The 14,107-nt window shown below is 29.6% G+C and carries 14 protein-coding genes, 3 tRNA genes and 1 rRNA gene; 15 read left to right on the top strand and 3 right to left on the bottom strand.

Annotated features, from left to right (window positions below; translation table 11 throughout):
- Window positions 1–8: 8 nt before the first annotated feature.
- Window positions 9–848 carry a phosphate ABC transporter permease PstA gene (gene pstA, locus ACRCZX_RS06645; RefSeq protein ID WP_438582145.1) on the bottom strand — a complete coding sequence of 280 codons (840 nt, stop codon included), beginning with the start codon at window positions 846–848 and terminating at the stop codon, window positions 9–11.
- 13 nt (window positions 849–861) lie between these two features.
- Entirely contained in the window at window positions 862–1,743 is an 882-nt protein-coding gene (pstC, locus tag ACRCZX_RS06650; RefSeq protein ID WP_438582146.1) for a phosphate ABC transporter permease subunit PstC, read from the bottom strand.
- 252 nt (window positions 1,744–1,995) lie between these two features.
- Between pstC and ACRCZX_RS06655 the strand changes: the two genes are divergently transcribed.
- From ACRCZX_RS06655 to ACRCZX_RS06685, 7 genes are all read left to right on the top strand, one after another.
- Window positions 1,996–2,832 carry a phosphate ABC transporter substrate-binding protein gene (locus tag ACRCZX_RS06655; protein ID WP_438582147.1) on the top strand — a complete coding sequence of 279 codons (837 nt, stop codon included), beginning with the start codon at window positions 1,996–1,998 and terminating at the stop codon, window positions 2,830–2,832.
- Between the two features lie 80 nt (window positions 2,833–2,912).
- Window positions 2,913–3,590 (top strand): response regulator transcription factor, encoded by a 678-nt coding sequence (locus ACRCZX_RS06660; RefSeq protein WP_438582148.1) that lies wholly within the window; start codon window positions 2,913–2,915, stop codon window positions 3,588–3,590.
- A gap of 5 nt (window positions 3,591–3,595) precedes the next feature.
- Window positions 3,596–5,263: a sensor histidine kinase gene (locus ACRCZX_RS06665; protein ID WP_438582149.1), complete on the top strand. Its 1,668-nt coding sequence runs from the start codon at window positions 3,596–3,598 to the stop codon at window positions 5,261–5,263.
- 67 nt (window positions 5,264–5,330) lie between these two features.
- On the top strand, window positions 5,331–6,020 hold the full coding sequence (locus ACRCZX_RS06670) for a hypothetical protein (protein ID WP_438582150.1): 690 nt from the start codon (window positions 5,331–5,333) through the stop codon (window positions 6,018–6,020).
- Between the two features lie 91 nt (window positions 6,021–6,111).
- Window positions 6,112–6,195 (top strand) — tRNA-Ser (locus ACRCZX_RS06675).
- A gap of 5 nt (window positions 6,196–6,200) precedes the next feature.
- A tRNA-Ser gene (locus ACRCZX_RS06680) sits at window positions 6,201–6,292 on the top strand.
- Between the two features lie 54 nt (window positions 6,293–6,346).
- A tRNA-Arg gene (locus ACRCZX_RS06685) sits at window positions 6,347–6,423 on the top strand.
- Window positions 6,424–6,472: 49 nt separating this feature from the next.
- Here the strand turns inward: ACRCZX_RS06685 and trpS are convergent.
- Window positions 6,473–7,459, bottom strand: a complete 987-nt coding sequence (gene trpS / locus ACRCZX_RS06690; RefSeq protein ID WP_438582151.1) for a tryptophan--tRNA ligase — start codon at window positions 7,457–7,459, stop codon at window positions 6,473–6,475.
- Window positions 7,460–7,595: 136 nt separating this feature from the next.
- Here trpS and ACRCZX_RS06695 point away from each other — a divergent pair, with 136 nt between their 5' ends.
- The 8 genes from ACRCZX_RS06695 to ACRCZX_RS06730 form a co-directional block, all read left to right on the top strand.
- Window positions 7,596–9,083 (top strand): carboxypeptidase M32, encoded by a 1,488-nt coding sequence (locus tag ACRCZX_RS06695; RefSeq protein WP_438582152.1) that lies wholly within the window; start codon window positions 7,596–7,598, stop codon window positions 9,081–9,083.
- 12 nt (window positions 9,084–9,095) lie between these two features.
- Window positions 9,096–10,043 carry an ROK family protein gene (locus ACRCZX_RS06700; RefSeq protein ID WP_438582153.1) on the top strand — a complete coding sequence of 316 codons (948 nt, stop codon included), beginning with the start codon at window positions 9,096–9,098 and terminating at the stop codon, window positions 10,041–10,043.
- Between the two features lie 93 nt (window positions 10,044–10,136).
- On the top strand, window positions 10,137–10,748 hold the full coding sequence (locus tag ACRCZX_RS06705; protein ID WP_438582154.1) for an acetate uptake transporter: 612 nt from the start codon (window positions 10,137–10,139) through the stop codon (window positions 10,746–10,748).
- Window positions 10,749–10,864: 116 nt separating this feature from the next.
- The gene (gene rplM / locus ACRCZX_RS06710; RefSeq protein ID WP_438582155.1) at window positions 10,865–11,299 is read left to right on the top strand and encodes a 50S ribosomal protein L13; all 435 of its coding nucleotides are present in this window, start codon (window positions 10,865–10,867) and stop codon (window positions 11,297–11,299) included.
- A gap of 16 nt (window positions 11,300–11,315) precedes the next feature.
- A complete protein-coding gene (rpsI, locus tag ACRCZX_RS06715) occupies window positions 11,316–11,714 on the top strand; it encodes a 30S ribosomal protein S9 (protein WP_438582156.1) in 399 nt (132 codons plus the stop codon).
- Between the two features lie 393 nt (window positions 11,715–12,107).
- Window positions 12,108–13,199 carry a FomA family porin-like outer membrane protein gene (locus ACRCZX_RS06720; RefSeq protein ID WP_438582157.1) on the top strand — a complete coding sequence of 364 codons (1,092 nt, stop codon included), beginning with the start codon at window positions 12,108–12,110 and terminating at the stop codon, window positions 13,197–13,199.
- Between the two features lie 81 nt (window positions 13,200–13,280).
- On the top strand, window positions 13,281–13,775 hold the full coding sequence (locus ACRCZX_RS06725) for a hypothetical protein (RefSeq protein WP_438582158.1): 495 nt from the start codon (window positions 13,281–13,283) through the stop codon (window positions 13,773–13,775).
- Between the two features lie 204 nt (window positions 13,776–13,979).
- Window positions 13,980–14,107, top strand: a 16S ribosomal RNA gene (locus tag ACRCZX_RS06730); the annotation flags it as partial.

Here is a 14,107-nt window from a genome sequence, read left to right on the forward strand (position 1 = left end):
ATACAAAATTACTTTTCAAACTTATTTCTAATGTATGCACCAATAAGATTAAACCCAACAGTTATGAAAACAAGAATAAACAGAGTTCCATGCATATTACTTTGAGGCATATTAGGGACTTGTGTTGAGATAACATAAAGGTGATATGGTAGTGTCATAACCTGATCGAAAATTGATTCAGGTAAAAACGGCAGATAAAACGCTGCAGCAGTAAATAGTATTGGAGCAGTTTCACCAGCAGCTCTTGAGATGCTTAAGATTACTCCAGTTGTTATCCCAGGAAGTGCAGCAGGAATAGCAATCTTAGATATAGTTTCCCATTTTGTAGCGCCAAGAGCAAGAGAAGCTTCTCTTAAACTGTTTGGAACTGCTAATAAAGCTTCTCTAGTAGCAGTTATAATAACGGGTAAACACATTATTCCAAGAGTTAAAGATCCAGAAAGAATTGAAACTCCAAATTTAAAGTAGATTACAAACAAAGCCATTCCAAAAAGTCCATAGATTATACTTGGGATTCCAGCTAAATTTATTATAGTTAGGTTTATTATTCTTGTTATTAAATTATCTTTAGCATATTCTACAAGATACACACCTGTAAATATACCGAATGGAACAGAAACTGCAATAGTCCCAAGAGTAAGATAGATTGTACCAACAATAGCTGGGAATATTCCACCAGCTCTCATTCCTCTTTTAGGAACTTCGGTTAAAAATTCCCAAGTTATTGCAGGAACACCTTTATATAATATATAACTCAATATTAATAAAATTGGAATTATAGAAATTAAAGCTACTGATTTAATTAAAAGCTCTATAAAATATCCGCTTTTTCCTTTTAAAATATTCATTTTAATACTCCTCCTATTTTCCCATTAACTTTCTTGATTTACGTATATACTTATCAGCAATGCTATTTGTAAGGAAACTGATTATGAATAAAACTAAACCGATTGCAAATAAAGCATGATAGTGTACACTCCCTTGAACAACTTCACCCATTTCAGCAGCGATTGTAGCTGTTAAAGTTCTTACGGGAGAAAGAGGGGTTTTAGCCATTATTGGAGCGTTTCCAGTTATCATAAGAACTGCCATTGTTTCACCAATTATTCTACCAAATCCAAGCATGATACCAGCGAATATTCCAGGAAATGCTGCAGGTAGTAAGATTTTAAAAACTGTTTCTAATTTATTAGCTCCAAGAGCAAGTGATGCTTCTCTATATGAACTATCAAGAGCATTTAATGCATCGTCAGATAAACTAAGTATAGTGGGAATTGCCATAAAAGAAAGCATTACTCCTCCAGTAACTGCGTTAAGACCACTAGTTAATCCAAAAGTGTTTTTTACAAATCCAGAAAGAACATAAAGTCCAAGATATCCCAAAACAACAGACGGTAAAGCCGACATTGTTTCTATTATAATTTTTAATATTTTTTTTGTTTTTTTGTTAGCAAATTCTGATAGATATATAGTTGTTATAATTCCAACAGGAATTGAAATTCCTAATGCTACAAGTGTAACCCAAAACGATCCGACTAAAAGTGGTAAAAAACCATATTTTCCAGATAATGATATCCAATCTGTTCCAGTTAAGAATTTTGAGAATGGGTATTCTTTAAAAAATGAAATACTGTTTACCAAAATAAATACAAATATAAGTATAACAATTAGAATGTTAAAGATACCAACTGCAGAGTGTAAAACTCTCATAAAAGAATCTTTAATCTTTCTTATACTATTCATGAATGAAACCTCCTAATCCTATGTTAAAAAATTAATAAAAAATTAAAGTTTTTTTAAACGAATATTAAAACTGATTTTAATATCATATATGATGCTTGTTAAAATAGGATTAAGTATATGTAAAAGATGTGTAAAATATTTTTTACACATCTTTTACACTAATTTAAAATTGAATTAACACAATTGGTATATACTACTCTTGAAAGTGGAAAAATAAAAAGATGATATAAAATTTTAGGAGGAGTTTAAAGAATGAAAATCAAAAAGTTTTTTTTAATGAGTTTATTATCAATGATGGGTGCTTATTCAACAACAGCAATGGCATCAAAAGTTATTCAAGTAAAAGGATCTGATACAATAGTTAATGTATCTCAATACATAGCTGAAGAATATATGGGGAAGAATAAAGATGCAAGAATAGCGGTAACAGGTGGAGGATCAGGAGTAGGAATTTCATCGTTAATAAATGGTACTGCAGATATTGGAATGGCTTCAAGAAATATAAAAGAAAAAGAAATAAAAGCAGCTGAAGAGAAAGGGTTAAAGTTAAAAGAAGTTGTTATTGGATATGATGGAATAACAGTGATAGTAAATGAAAATAATAAGTTGGAAAATATAACTCATTTAGATTTAGCAAAGATATTTAGAGGAGAAATTACAAATTGGAAAGAGTTAGGTGGAGATAATGCTAAAATAGTAGTTTTATCTAGAGATTCATCATCAGGAACTCATGAGTTTTTCAAAGAACATGTAGTAAGAGAAGAAAATAGTAAAAAAGATGCAGAATATGGAAAAGCTACATTGTATATGCCATCAAATGAATCAATAAAACAAGAAGCTAAAAGTAATAAATATGCTATTGGATATATAGGAATGGGATACATGGATAAGACGGTAAAAAGTTTAAGTGTTGACTCTATTATGGCGAATGTACAAAATGTTGCAGATAAAAAATATCCAATTGCAAGAGAAATTTTCTGGTATGTTATAGAAACAGATAATAAGACAATAAATGGATTGGTTGATTTTGCATTATCAAAAGATGGGCAGAGAGTAGTTGCTGACGAAGGTTTCGTTCCAGCTAAATAATAGTATAAGGTGTTCTAAGTTAAAGAGAACACCTTTTTTCTATTTATGATATAATATGAAGAAAAAAGGGGAGAGATGATATGAAGGTACTAGTAGTTGAAGATGATTTAGAGATACAAGCGTTGATTAATTATTACTTTACAAAAGAGGGGTATAAAGTAACGGTAGCATCTGATGGATTAGAGGGATTGAAATATTTAAAAAAAGAAAAACATGAGTTGATTATTTTAGACTTGATGCTACCAAATTTAGATGGGATAAACTTTACAAAAATAGTAAAAGAGATGGAAGATGAATATGGAACGCCTTATATAATAATGCTAACAGCTAAAACAGAAGTTGAAGATGTATTGAAAGGTCTTGAAGTTGGTGCAGATGATTATATGAAAAAACCTTTTGATCCGAGAGAATTGCTTTTAAGAGGAAAAAAACTATTAAATCAACAAGAGAAAAATAAGAAAATAAGAAATAGATTTTTAGAATTAGAAATAGATGAGGATAAGCATTTAGTAACGAATGCGGGTTTGGAAGTAGAGCTTTCTAAAAAAGAATATGATTTGTTATTACTCTTAGTTAAAAATAAAGGAATAGTAGTTAGTAGAGAAAAAATATTGGATAAAGTATGGGGAAGTAATTACTATTCAGGTGATAGAACTGTAGATGTATATATATCTAAGCTAAGAGATAAAATATCATTTTTAACAGAATGTATAAAGACTGTAAAAGGAGTTGGGTACAGATTAGAAGAAAAGAGATAATTGCATTGTTTTTTATAATAATGATTGAAATGCTATTTGTAATTACAAATATATCTTTTTTATCAACATTATATAAAGATGGAGCAAAAAATAGTTTAAAAGAAAATGTATTTATAATATCTAATTTAATAAGAGAATATGACAAAGCTGAATATCAACAAATTTTTAAAAACTCAGATATGAGATTTAACATAATTGGATTGGATGGTAATGTTATATATGACTCTAGAAAATACGAAAAAGAACAAGGGTTGGAAAATCATGGTAACAGAAAAGAAGTTTTACAAGTAAAAGAAATAGGAACAGGATTTGATATTAGAAAAAGTTCTATTTCTGATGAAACGATGGTTTATTATGCTGTTCAAAAAACAAATAAAGAAAAAGAAAAAGTGATACTTAGAGTTTCTAAAAATTATGGAGAAACTCTGAAAACATTGAGAGTTATTTTAGGTGCACAGTTTTTATTTTTTAGCTTTTTAAACTTTATAATTCATATTTTTTATAAAAAATATTTAAAAAGAGATTTATATAGAAAAATAGAAATAATCGAAAATTTTTTAAAAGATAAAGGAAATGGAGAAAATCTATATTTTGAAAAAGATCCATGGATTTTAAATCTTTGGGATATAGTTCAAAAATGGCAAAAGCAAAATTTAGAAAACATAATTAATTTGAATAGAGAAAAAAGAATATTGCACCAGATTATAACGTCTATTGATTCATCAATATGTTTATTTGATGAAAAACTAGAGTTAATAATAAAAAACAGTAAATTTAATTATCTGTATGAGAAAGAAAAAACGAGTTATTTTAATTTGATAAAAGACTTGGATATAATAGAAATTATGAAAAAATCAATAAATGAAAAGCAAAATCAAAAAGCAGAAGTATATATATTGAGATTGAAAAAATATTTTAGTGTTAATATAAAGTATTTAGAGCAAGATCAAAGATATTTATTGTCAGTAAAAGATATAACTCAAACTAAAGGAATGATTGAAATTCAAAAAACATTTATTAGTAATGTGAGTCATGAACTGAAAACACCTTTGACAAATATAAAAGGATATGTAATAGCTTTAGAGGATGCACCAGATCCATTAAAAGCTCAATTTTTAAAAACTATAAAAAACAATATAGATAAACTTGAAAATATAATTGTAGATTTTTTAAATATAAGTAAAATTGAAAGTTCAAATATAGTAAATATAGAAAAAATTCCTGTAAGTAGAATGAAAACTGAATTGCATGCAGTATTAAATGAAAGAATAAAAAATAGTGGAGCAAATATAACATACAATCTAAATCTTTTAAATAAAGAAAATGAATTAAAAATTGACTTTGAAAAAGTTTTAACAATTTTAAAGAATTTAGTAGAAAATGCGATTGTATATGGAAAAAGAATAGCACCTGAAATTGAAATATCTATAATAGAAACCAAAAATAGATATAAAATAGGAGTAAAAGATAATGGTATTGGAATAGAGAATGAAGAGATAGAAAAAATTTTTGAAAGGTTCTATAGAGTTGATAAAGCAAGGACAAGTAATAAAGCAGGAACGGGTTTAGGGCTATCTATTGTAAAGGAATTAGTAGAAAAATGTGGTGGGAAAATAGATGTTATTTCGAAAGAAGGAAAGGGAACTATTTTTATTTTTACCATTCTTAAATAAAAATTTACAAATTAAAATAGGTATGCTATAGTAAATTAGAACAAAACAACCAATAAAGGGGGATGAAATGGCTAAATTAAGAAGTGTAATAGTTGCAAATGCAGCGCAAATGAGTCAACAAATAGGAGGAGCTGTAGATATTTTCGGCTCTTTTGATAATATAATTCAACCGTTATTTCCACATCCAATGATGAGATTATCAATTGTTTTAACTTTTGAGGAAATAGTAAGACCAACAGTATTTGAAGTTAGATTAAATGGACCTGATGATGATTTAATATCAAGGGGAGAGTTAACTCCAATGGTAGATCCTTTAGGTGTAGGAAAGAAAATAGTTGATATAGATAAATTCTTAATTAAAGCAAGAGGAAGATATACTATAGATGTATTTGAAAAAGTTGGAGAAGAGTTAAAGTTTTTAAAAACTGAGACTTTATTTATTGCGGAATATCCACCTCAAAGAAACATAACAACAGAACAAATTGAAGAAATTTCAAAAAATGATGAGTTAATAAGAAGTGTAAAAACTGAATTCAAACCATTTGGATTTGAAAGCTCAATAAAATTACAACATAATCTTTCGGCTGATGCACCGATAGAAGACGGATTCTTAGCTATTCCTAAAAATGATAAATTGATAATCGATGGACAAGAGTTAGAATTAACTGGAGTTAGAAGACAGATTGAATGGATGTTTGGAAATCCTATTCCAAAAGAAGAACCAGCAACTGAAAAGATTGAATCTGAAGATAAATAGTTATTTAGAGCTGCTTTTAAAGCAGCTTTTTTTACAAAAATCAAAAAAAAGTTTGACATAAGACAAAAAATATGATACTATTTCTTTGTACGGAAGGTTATCCTAATTGGTAAGGAATCGGTCTTGAAAACCGACGTCGTAAGACTTCAGAGTTCGAGTCTCTGATCTTCCGCCATATGCGGTGAAGTGGCAGAGTGGCCTAATGCACTCCCCTGCTAAGGGAGAGTACGGTTAATCCCGTACCGTGAGTTCAAATCTCACCTTCACCGCCATTTATAAAAAAACTTTAAGGTAGAATAACTGCCTTTTTTTTATAGCTAAAATCTGCACTCGTGGCTCAATTGGATAGAGCACTTGACTACGGATCAGGGGGTTAGGGGTTCGATTCCTCTCGGGTGCGCCATAAAAGTAAAATAAAAAGACAGTTAAACTGTCTTTTTTTGTTACAATAATTATTTGATTTTATAAGCATTTCCAGCTAATCCAACAGCTTTTTTAGCGGCACTTATTTTTTCTTGAGCGATAGCTCTAGCCTTAGCAGCGCCTTTAGCTAAAACTTCTTCAACATATTCCATATTATTAACTAGTTCTTCTCTTTTTTTTCTAGCGTTCTCAAAATATTCAAGAATAGCATTTAAAAGCTCTGTCTTTGCATGTCCATAACCATAATTTCCAGCAACAAAATTATTTTTCATAATTTCAACTTTTTCTTTAGAAGCAAAAAGTTCATAAAGTTTAACAATGTTATTATCTGGATTTTTTGGAGATTCTAACGGAGTGGAATCACTTACAATACTCATAACTTGTTTTTTTAATTCTTTTTTAGATGCAAACATATTGATTGTATTTCCATAAGATTTACTCATTTTTTGTCCATCAGTACCAGGAATAACAGCTAAGCTTTCTAAAATTTGTGGTTCTGGTAATTTAAATAATTCAATTTCATATTGCTGGTTGAATTTTGAAGCAATATCTCTTGTCATTTCTAGATGTTGTTTTTGATCTTTTCCAACAGGAACTATATCAGCATCGTACATTAAAATATCTGAAGCCATCAAAACAGGATATGTTAATAAACCTGTATTAGGTGAAAAACCTTTAGCAACTTTATCTTTATATGAATGTCCTCTTTCTAAAAGACCAACAGGAGTGATACTAGAAAGTAACCACATAAGTTCTACATGCTCTGGAACATCTGATTGTAAAAATATTGTCGATTTTTCAGGATCAAGTCCTAAAGCTAAATAGTCCAAAACAATGTTGTATGAATTTTCTCTTAAAGATTTAGGATTGGTAAGTGATGTTAAAGAATGATAATCTGCAATAAAGTAGAAACCTTCATAATTTTCTTGATTTTCTATAAATTGCTTCATAGCTCCGAAATAATTTCCAAGATGTAAAATTCCACTTGGTTGGATACCTGATATACTTCTTTTCATAAATGCTCCTTTTGTTTTTAATCGATTTTATTATAATTTTACATTATTTTAATGAAATTATCAATAATGCTTCAAAAAATCTTGTTAAACACGTAAAAATTAAATATAATTAATAAAAAGGTGGTGAGGTGATTTTATGGAAAAAAGTATAAAAAAATTTAGAAACATGATAAAAGAAAAAAGAATGATAGATTCGATGTTAGCGATACTTCAATGGGACTTGGAAACTCAAACACCAAAAGGTGGTTATAAATTGATCTCTGAGATGATAGGAGAATTGAGTTTAAAAAGCTATAATCTAACTACTTCAAAAGAAGTTTTAGATACAATAAAAAAATTAAAAGAATCATTAAATAAAATAGATCCTATAATAAAGAAAGAAATAGATTTTTTAGAAGAGGAGATTGAAAAATTAAAAGTTATTCCACCAGAGGAATATAAAATGTATTCTGAACTTACAGCAAAAGCTCAAGGAGTTTGGGAAGTAGCTAGAGAAGATAATAACTTTGAAAAATTCGCTCCAGTTTTAGAAGAGATTTTTAGCTTTAATAAAAAATTTATAGAATATAGAAAACTTGATAGTGATATCTATTCAACAATATTAAATGATTATGAAAAAGGTATGAATGTATCTAAGTTAGATTTATTTTTTGATGGTTTGAAGAAAGAAATTGTTCCTTTTCTAAAAGAGATAAATGAAAAGAAAAGAAATTTTTCAGATAAGTTATCTTTTACGTCTTCAAAATTAGAACAAGAGAAATTCTCGAAAGAAATTTTAAGATATATTGGTTTTGATTTAGAAAGAGGTATATTGTCAGAAAGTGCCCATCCGTTTACTTTAACTGTAAATAAAGATGATGTTCGTTTGACAACAAGATATTTTGAAGAATTACCATTCTCAAGCGTGTTTAGTACTATACATGAAGGTGGACATGGAATATACGAACAAGGAGTAGCTGAAGAATTAAAAGAAACGATGTTAGCTGATGGATCATCAATGGGGATACATGAATCGCAATCTAGATTCTATGAAAATATTATTGGTAGAAGTAGAGAGTTTTGGTATGGTCTTTTAGATAGAAGTAAAGATAAATATAAAAGCTTATCAACTTTATCATTAGATGAGGTATATAAAGGAATCAATGAAGTAACACCATCATTGATAAGAGTTGAAGCAGACGAGTTGACTTATTCTTTGCATATAATGGTAAGATATGAAATAGAAAAAGGAATTTTATCAGGTGAATATGAAATAAAAGATTTACCTAAAATATGGAATGAAAAAATGTATGAGTATTTAGGTGTAGTTCCAGAAAATGATAAAGAAGGAGTTCTTCAAGACGTTCATTGGTCATGTGGGTTGATAGGGTATTTTCCATCTTATGCCTTAGGGAATGTTTATTCTATTCAAATACTAAATGCTATGAAAAAACAGATGAATGTAGAAGGAGTACTTGAAAGAGGAGAGCTTAATAAGATAAAAATTTGGTTAAATGAAAATATACATAAACATGGAAAGTCGAAGTCGCCAAATGAAATAATGTTATCGGTTACTGGTGAAGAATTAAATCCAGATTATTATATAACGTACTTAAAAGAAAAGTATACTAACATTTACGATTAGGAGGGAGAAAATATGAGGTATTTTGTAGGGGTAGACATAGGTGGAACAAATAGTAAAATAGGACTATTAGATGATGAGGGTAATATTTTAAAAAGCACGAGTATAAAAACAGAATCAATAGAAGGAGTAGATTACACTTTAACTAGAATTTGGGAAACTGTTTTGGAATTAGCTCGTGAATTGGATATAAGTTGTGATCTAATAAAAGGAATAGGAATGGGAATACCTGGGCCAGTAATAGATCAAAAAAAAGTAGCTTTTTTTGCAAATTTCCCATGGGAAAAGAATCTGAATATAAGTCAAAAAATGGAAGAAATATCTGGAGTTAAAACTAGATTGGATAATGATGTCAATGTAATAGCTCTTGGAGAAACTTTATATGGAGCTGGAAAAGGTTATTCTAAAAGTGTGACTATAGCTTTAGGAACTGGAGTAGGCGGTGGAATATTTGTAGATGGAAAATTAATCTCGGGTGCAACAGGTGCTGGTGGAGAGATTGGACATATGAAGTTGGAAAAAAATGGTAAACTTTGTGGGTGTGGTCAAAAAGGGTGTTTTGAAACTTATGCTTCAGCAACAGGTGTTGTAAGAGAAGCTTTATCTAGATTACAGATAAATAAAACTAATGGATTGTATAAAGTGATAGATGGAGATTTGAATAAGTTAGAAGCAAAGCATATTTTTGATGAAGCTAAAAAAGGCGACGAATTCTCTTTAGATATAGTTGATTATGTTTCGGATTACTTAGCGATGGGAATTGGAAATGTTTTAAATATTATAAATCCAGAGATTATAATATTGTCTGGTGGAGTAGCTTTGGCTGGAGATATTTTGATAAATAAAGTAAAAGAAAAACTTCCTAACTATGCTTTAGCTATAACAATTGAAAAATTAGAAATCAAATTAGGAGTACTCGGAAATGACGCTGGAATAAAAGGAGCATCCGCTTTAACAATATAAAAAAAATAAAGTTAAGTATTTGTTGACAAAATATTATTAAAAGGTTAAAATACTCCTTGCGAAAAAAAAATAATTAAGGAGTTAAAAAGAGAAATGAATCAGAATAATCATGTTAAAATTGAAGTTGCAGATCCATCAGCATTAGGGTTGTTTGGTCTTGCAATGGTTACGTTAGTTGCATCAGCGAGTAAATTTGGACTTATAAATGGAGTATCAATGGTAATTCCATGGGCGATATTTTTAGGAGCTTTTGCACAACTAGTTGCGTGTTTAAATGACATCAAACACGGAAATGTTTTTGGAACTACAGCATTTGGTGCATATGCATTCTTTTGGTTTGGAATGGCTATGAGTTGGATGGTTCAACTTGGAGTATTTGGAGAAGCTATGAAAGCAGCGGCAGACCCGAAAGCGTTTGGATTTGCATTTTTAGGTTATTTAATATTCACTTTATTTATGACAGTAGGAGCAGTAGAAACAAATAAGACATTATTAATAATATTTGTATTAATTGATTTCTTATTCTTAGGATTAACTTGCTCAACATTTGGAATTGCTCCACATGCAATGCATACAGTAGCAGCAGTAGCAGAAATTTCAATAGCCATCGTGGCATTATATGGATCGGCTGCAAATGTACTAAATAAAACTTTTGGAAGAGAGTTTTTACCTCTAGGAAAACCACTAGGAATCTTCAAAAAGTAATTGACAAAGTAAGAAAAAGTAGATATAATAGATAGGTATAATAAATCCTTTCCCACAAAGGAATGCCGTTCGTTATATTAAAATAAATATAACTATTTTCGAGGAGGAAGAAAAACGTGAAAAAATACACTGCAATGCAAAGAAAAGAAGACGTTGTTAGAGAATTCGTTCAATACGACGCAGAAGGAAAAATATTAGGAAGATTAGCTGCTGAAATAGCTAAAAAATTAATGGGTAAAGATAAAGTTTCTTACACTCCACATATTGATGGAGGAGACTTCGTAATCGTTACAAACATCGAGAAGGTTGCTGTAACTGGAAAGAAATTAACAGATAAAGTATACTACAGCCATTCAGGATTCCCTGGTGGACTAAAAGAAAGAAGATTAGAAGAGATTCTTGCTAAGAATCCTAAAGAAGCTTTAATGCTAGCTGTTAAAAGAATGCTTCCAAAGAATAGATTAGGAAGAGAGCAATTAACAAGATTAAGAATATTTATCGGTGCTGAGCACGCTCATACTGCTCAAAAACCAGTAAAAGCAGAATTTTAATTAGGAGGGATTGACAGTGGCAGAAATGATTCAATTTAGAGGAACTGGAAGAAGAAAAACTTCAGTAGCAAGAGTAAGACTTATCCCAGGTGGACAAGGTGTAGAAATAAACGGAAAAACTATGGCAGATTACTTCGGTGGAAGAGAGTTGCTTTCTAAAATCGTTGAGCAACCTTTAGTTTTAACTGAAGCTTTAAACAAGTTTGAAGTTAAAGTAAATGTAATTGGTGGAGGAAACGCTGGTCAAGCCGGAGCTATCAGACACGGATTATCAAGAGCTTTATTAGAAACTGATGAGACTTTAAGAGCTGTTTTAAAAGAAGCAGGATTCTTAACAAGAGACTCAAGAATGGTAGAAAGAAAGAAATACGGAAAGAGAAAAGCAAGAAAATCTCCTCAATTCTCAAAGAGATAATTGTTTTTATTCAAGAAGTTTTGCAGATACATTTATGTATCTGCTTTTTTTTATCTTTTTTTATTTTGGAATATTTTTTTCAAAAAAATTTTTTCGGAAAAAAAGTGCACTAAAAGTGAAAAAGTATAGATATAAAAAATATATACATAAAAAGCGATGACTAAACATTCAGTGAATTTGAGGTTAACAAAACCAACAGAAAGTAAATCTAGAGTGTAAAAAAAAGATATTTCTATAAAATATTTAAATATAATAGACGTAAAAGAGTTGTAAAAAGTTTGGAAAATAATAAAAAAGTGTTTACAAATCATTTAAAATATTGTATAAACTACGTAACGGGAGAAATTCAAAAACGGGGATTTCTAAAAAATAAAATAACTGGAGGGAATTTACATGAAAAAGTTAGCACTTTTATTAGGTTCTTTATTAGTAGTTGGAGCAACAGTATCTGCAAAAGAGGTAGTGGTAGCGCCAGTAGAAGTATCAAAAGAGGTTGTAGCAGTAGCGGAACCTGTAGTAGAAATAGTTGAAGAAGCTTTCAGACCATCTGGATTTATTGGTTTGGAATACAGAGCTTACGGAAATACAGAAGGGCATGGAGATAAAATTGTAAGAAATACTTTAGGGAGTTCTTCTAATCAAGATGAGTGGAATAGAGGGGCAAACAATAGAGCAAGACTTCAAACTAGCTTTGGAATTCAAATGACTGAAAATTCTAAATTAGAAGGAAGAGTTAGAGATTATACTAACTTAGATTCTGGAGATGATTCATCAACAAAAGAAGGAAAAGCTTATGGAACAGAAACAAGATTAAGATATTCTTATAAACACAATGATATTTTAACTTCTAGATTACAATATAGAGATGAAGAGAATGACTCTCAAAACTTTGAGTATATGTTAAGATATACAGCTTACCAAAATAAAGGTGGATTATTATCTAAAGTAGTTTTAGGACCAAGTTTATATCACTCAATGGCAGCAGATAATGGTGGAGATTATTTAAATACAATTGGTTTAGATATAGAGTATGCAGGTAATTTACCTTTAGGATTTACTTATGATGGAACTTTATATTTAGATCAAAACTTCTATAATAAATCTGATAAAATTCAAAAAGGAGCAAACTCAACTACAGATAAAGAATTTGTTGCAACATTGGAAATGTATCTATATAGAACATTCGGATTATATTCAACAGACAACTATAATTTAGACTTTAACTTTGTAGGAGGTTATGATCCATATACATTTAGTCAATATGCTAGATATGATAAAGACACTTTAAAGAAGAAAACAGATAAGAATACATATAGTTTATACACAGCATTAGATGTTTCAATAGAGTATCAATTAACACCTGCTGTTTCATTAAATGGAGGAGTAGGAGCAGAATATAGAAACTGGGATAATACAAATGAATCTACAGCAAATAAATGGAGATGGCAACCATACGCATTTGCGGGTATGAAAGTAAAGTTCTAGTTTTAAAAAATTAATTTAAATACTATATCCTTGTAAGAAAAATCTTACAAGGATTTTTTTATAAAAAATGGAGGAAAAAAAATGAAAAAAAGTTTAATGTTAGTGATGTGTCTATTTTCAATTACAGTTTTTGGAAATATTCCTGATAGGGTTTATAATAATATAGAAAGAGAAGCAACAGATCAAGATAATAGAAGTCTATACATAAGAACTCAAGAGAGAGCATATGGTAGAATTTTATCTCTAGGAAAGAAAGAGGGACTTTCTTTTGATAGAATAGAATCTGAAGTGTTGAGATTGGAAAAAAGATATGGAACGGATTACGAAACAATTTATAAAAATTTCTATTATAATGTTAAAGAGCTTGCAAAAAAACAGAAAAATTTAGATAGAAATATTGAGTTGAATAAAGTAAAGAAGAAAGAATATGAAAAAATAATAGGAGAAACTAAGATACCTTTAAAAGTAAGCTCTTATATACAGAAAGAAGCTGAAAAAAAATACCCAGAAAATTATTCTGAAAGAGTAAAGTACATTGAAGAGTTGATAAAATTTTATAATTATTTAAATAAATAAAAAAACTTCTTGACGAGTTCTAAAAGTTATGGTATGATTATATATGTCAGCGGGAAATACCGCAGACGAAAAAAAATTAAGGACATTAGCAACCGAATAGAGAAAATAGTCAGAATGTTGTGAAAACAACAAAATGCCAGTAATGGCAAAACCATTTAGATGGTTAAAAGGTGTAAAGAAGGTCTAAGGACTTTAAAATATATTTGAATGAAGAGTTTGATCCTGGCTCAGGATGAACGCTGACAGAATGCTTAACACATGCAAGTCGATTCGATTTACCTTCGGGTATTGAGGATGGCGGACGGGTGAGTAACGCGTAAGGAACTTGCCTC

Source organism: Cetobacterium sp., from assembly GCF_051658645.1.
GTDB lineage: Bacteria > Fusobacteriota > Fusobacteriia > Fusobacteriales > Fusobacteriaceae > Cetobacterium_A.

What these genes read in the sequence shown, in the direction of transcription:
- pstA (WP_438582145.1), bottom strand. Translation starts at nt 848, where the DNA reads ATGAATATTTTAAAAGGAAAAAGCGGATATTTTATAGAGCTTTTAATT.
- ACRCZX_RS06700 (WP_438582153.1), top strand. Translation starts at nt 9,096, where the DNA reads ATGAGGTATTTTGTAGGGGTAGACATAGGTGGAACAAATAGTAAAATA.
- ACRCZX_RS06670 (WP_438582150.1), top strand. Translation starts at nt 5,331, where the DNA reads ATGGCTAAATTAAGAAGTGTAATAGTTGCAAATGCAGCGCAAATGAGT.
- ACRCZX_RS06705 (WP_438582154.1), top strand. Translation starts at nt 10,137, where the DNA reads ATGAATCAGAATAATCATGTTAAAATTGAAGTTGCAGATCCATCAGCA.
- trpS (WP_438582151.1), bottom strand. Translation starts at nt 7,459, where the DNA reads ATGAAAAGAAGTATATCAGGTATCCAACCAAGTGGAATTTTACATCTT.
- pstC (WP_438582146.1), bottom strand. Translation starts at nt 1,743, where the DNA reads ATGAATAGTATAAGAAAGATTAAAGATTCTTTTATGAGAGTTTTACAC.
- ACRCZX_RS06720 (WP_438582157.1), top strand. Translation starts at nt 12,108, where the DNA reads ATGAAAAAGTTAGCACTTTTATTAGGTTCTTTATTAGTAGTTGGAGCA.
- ACRCZX_RS06655 (WP_438582147.1), top strand. Translation starts at nt 1,996, where the DNA reads ATGAAAATCAAAAAGTTTTTTTTAATGAGTTTATTATCAATGATGGGT.
- ACRCZX_RS06660 (WP_438582148.1), top strand. Translation starts at nt 2,913, where the DNA reads ATGAAGGTACTAGTAGTTGAAGATGATTTAGAGATACAAGCGTTGATT.
- ACRCZX_RS06725 (WP_438582158.1), top strand. Translation starts at nt 13,281, where the DNA reads ATGAAAAAAAGTTTAATGTTAGTGATGTGTCTATTTTCAATTACAGTT.
- ACRCZX_RS06695 (WP_438582152.1), top strand. Translation starts at nt 7,596, where the DNA reads ATGGAAAAAAGTATAAAAAAATTTAGAAACATGATAAAAGAAAAAAGA.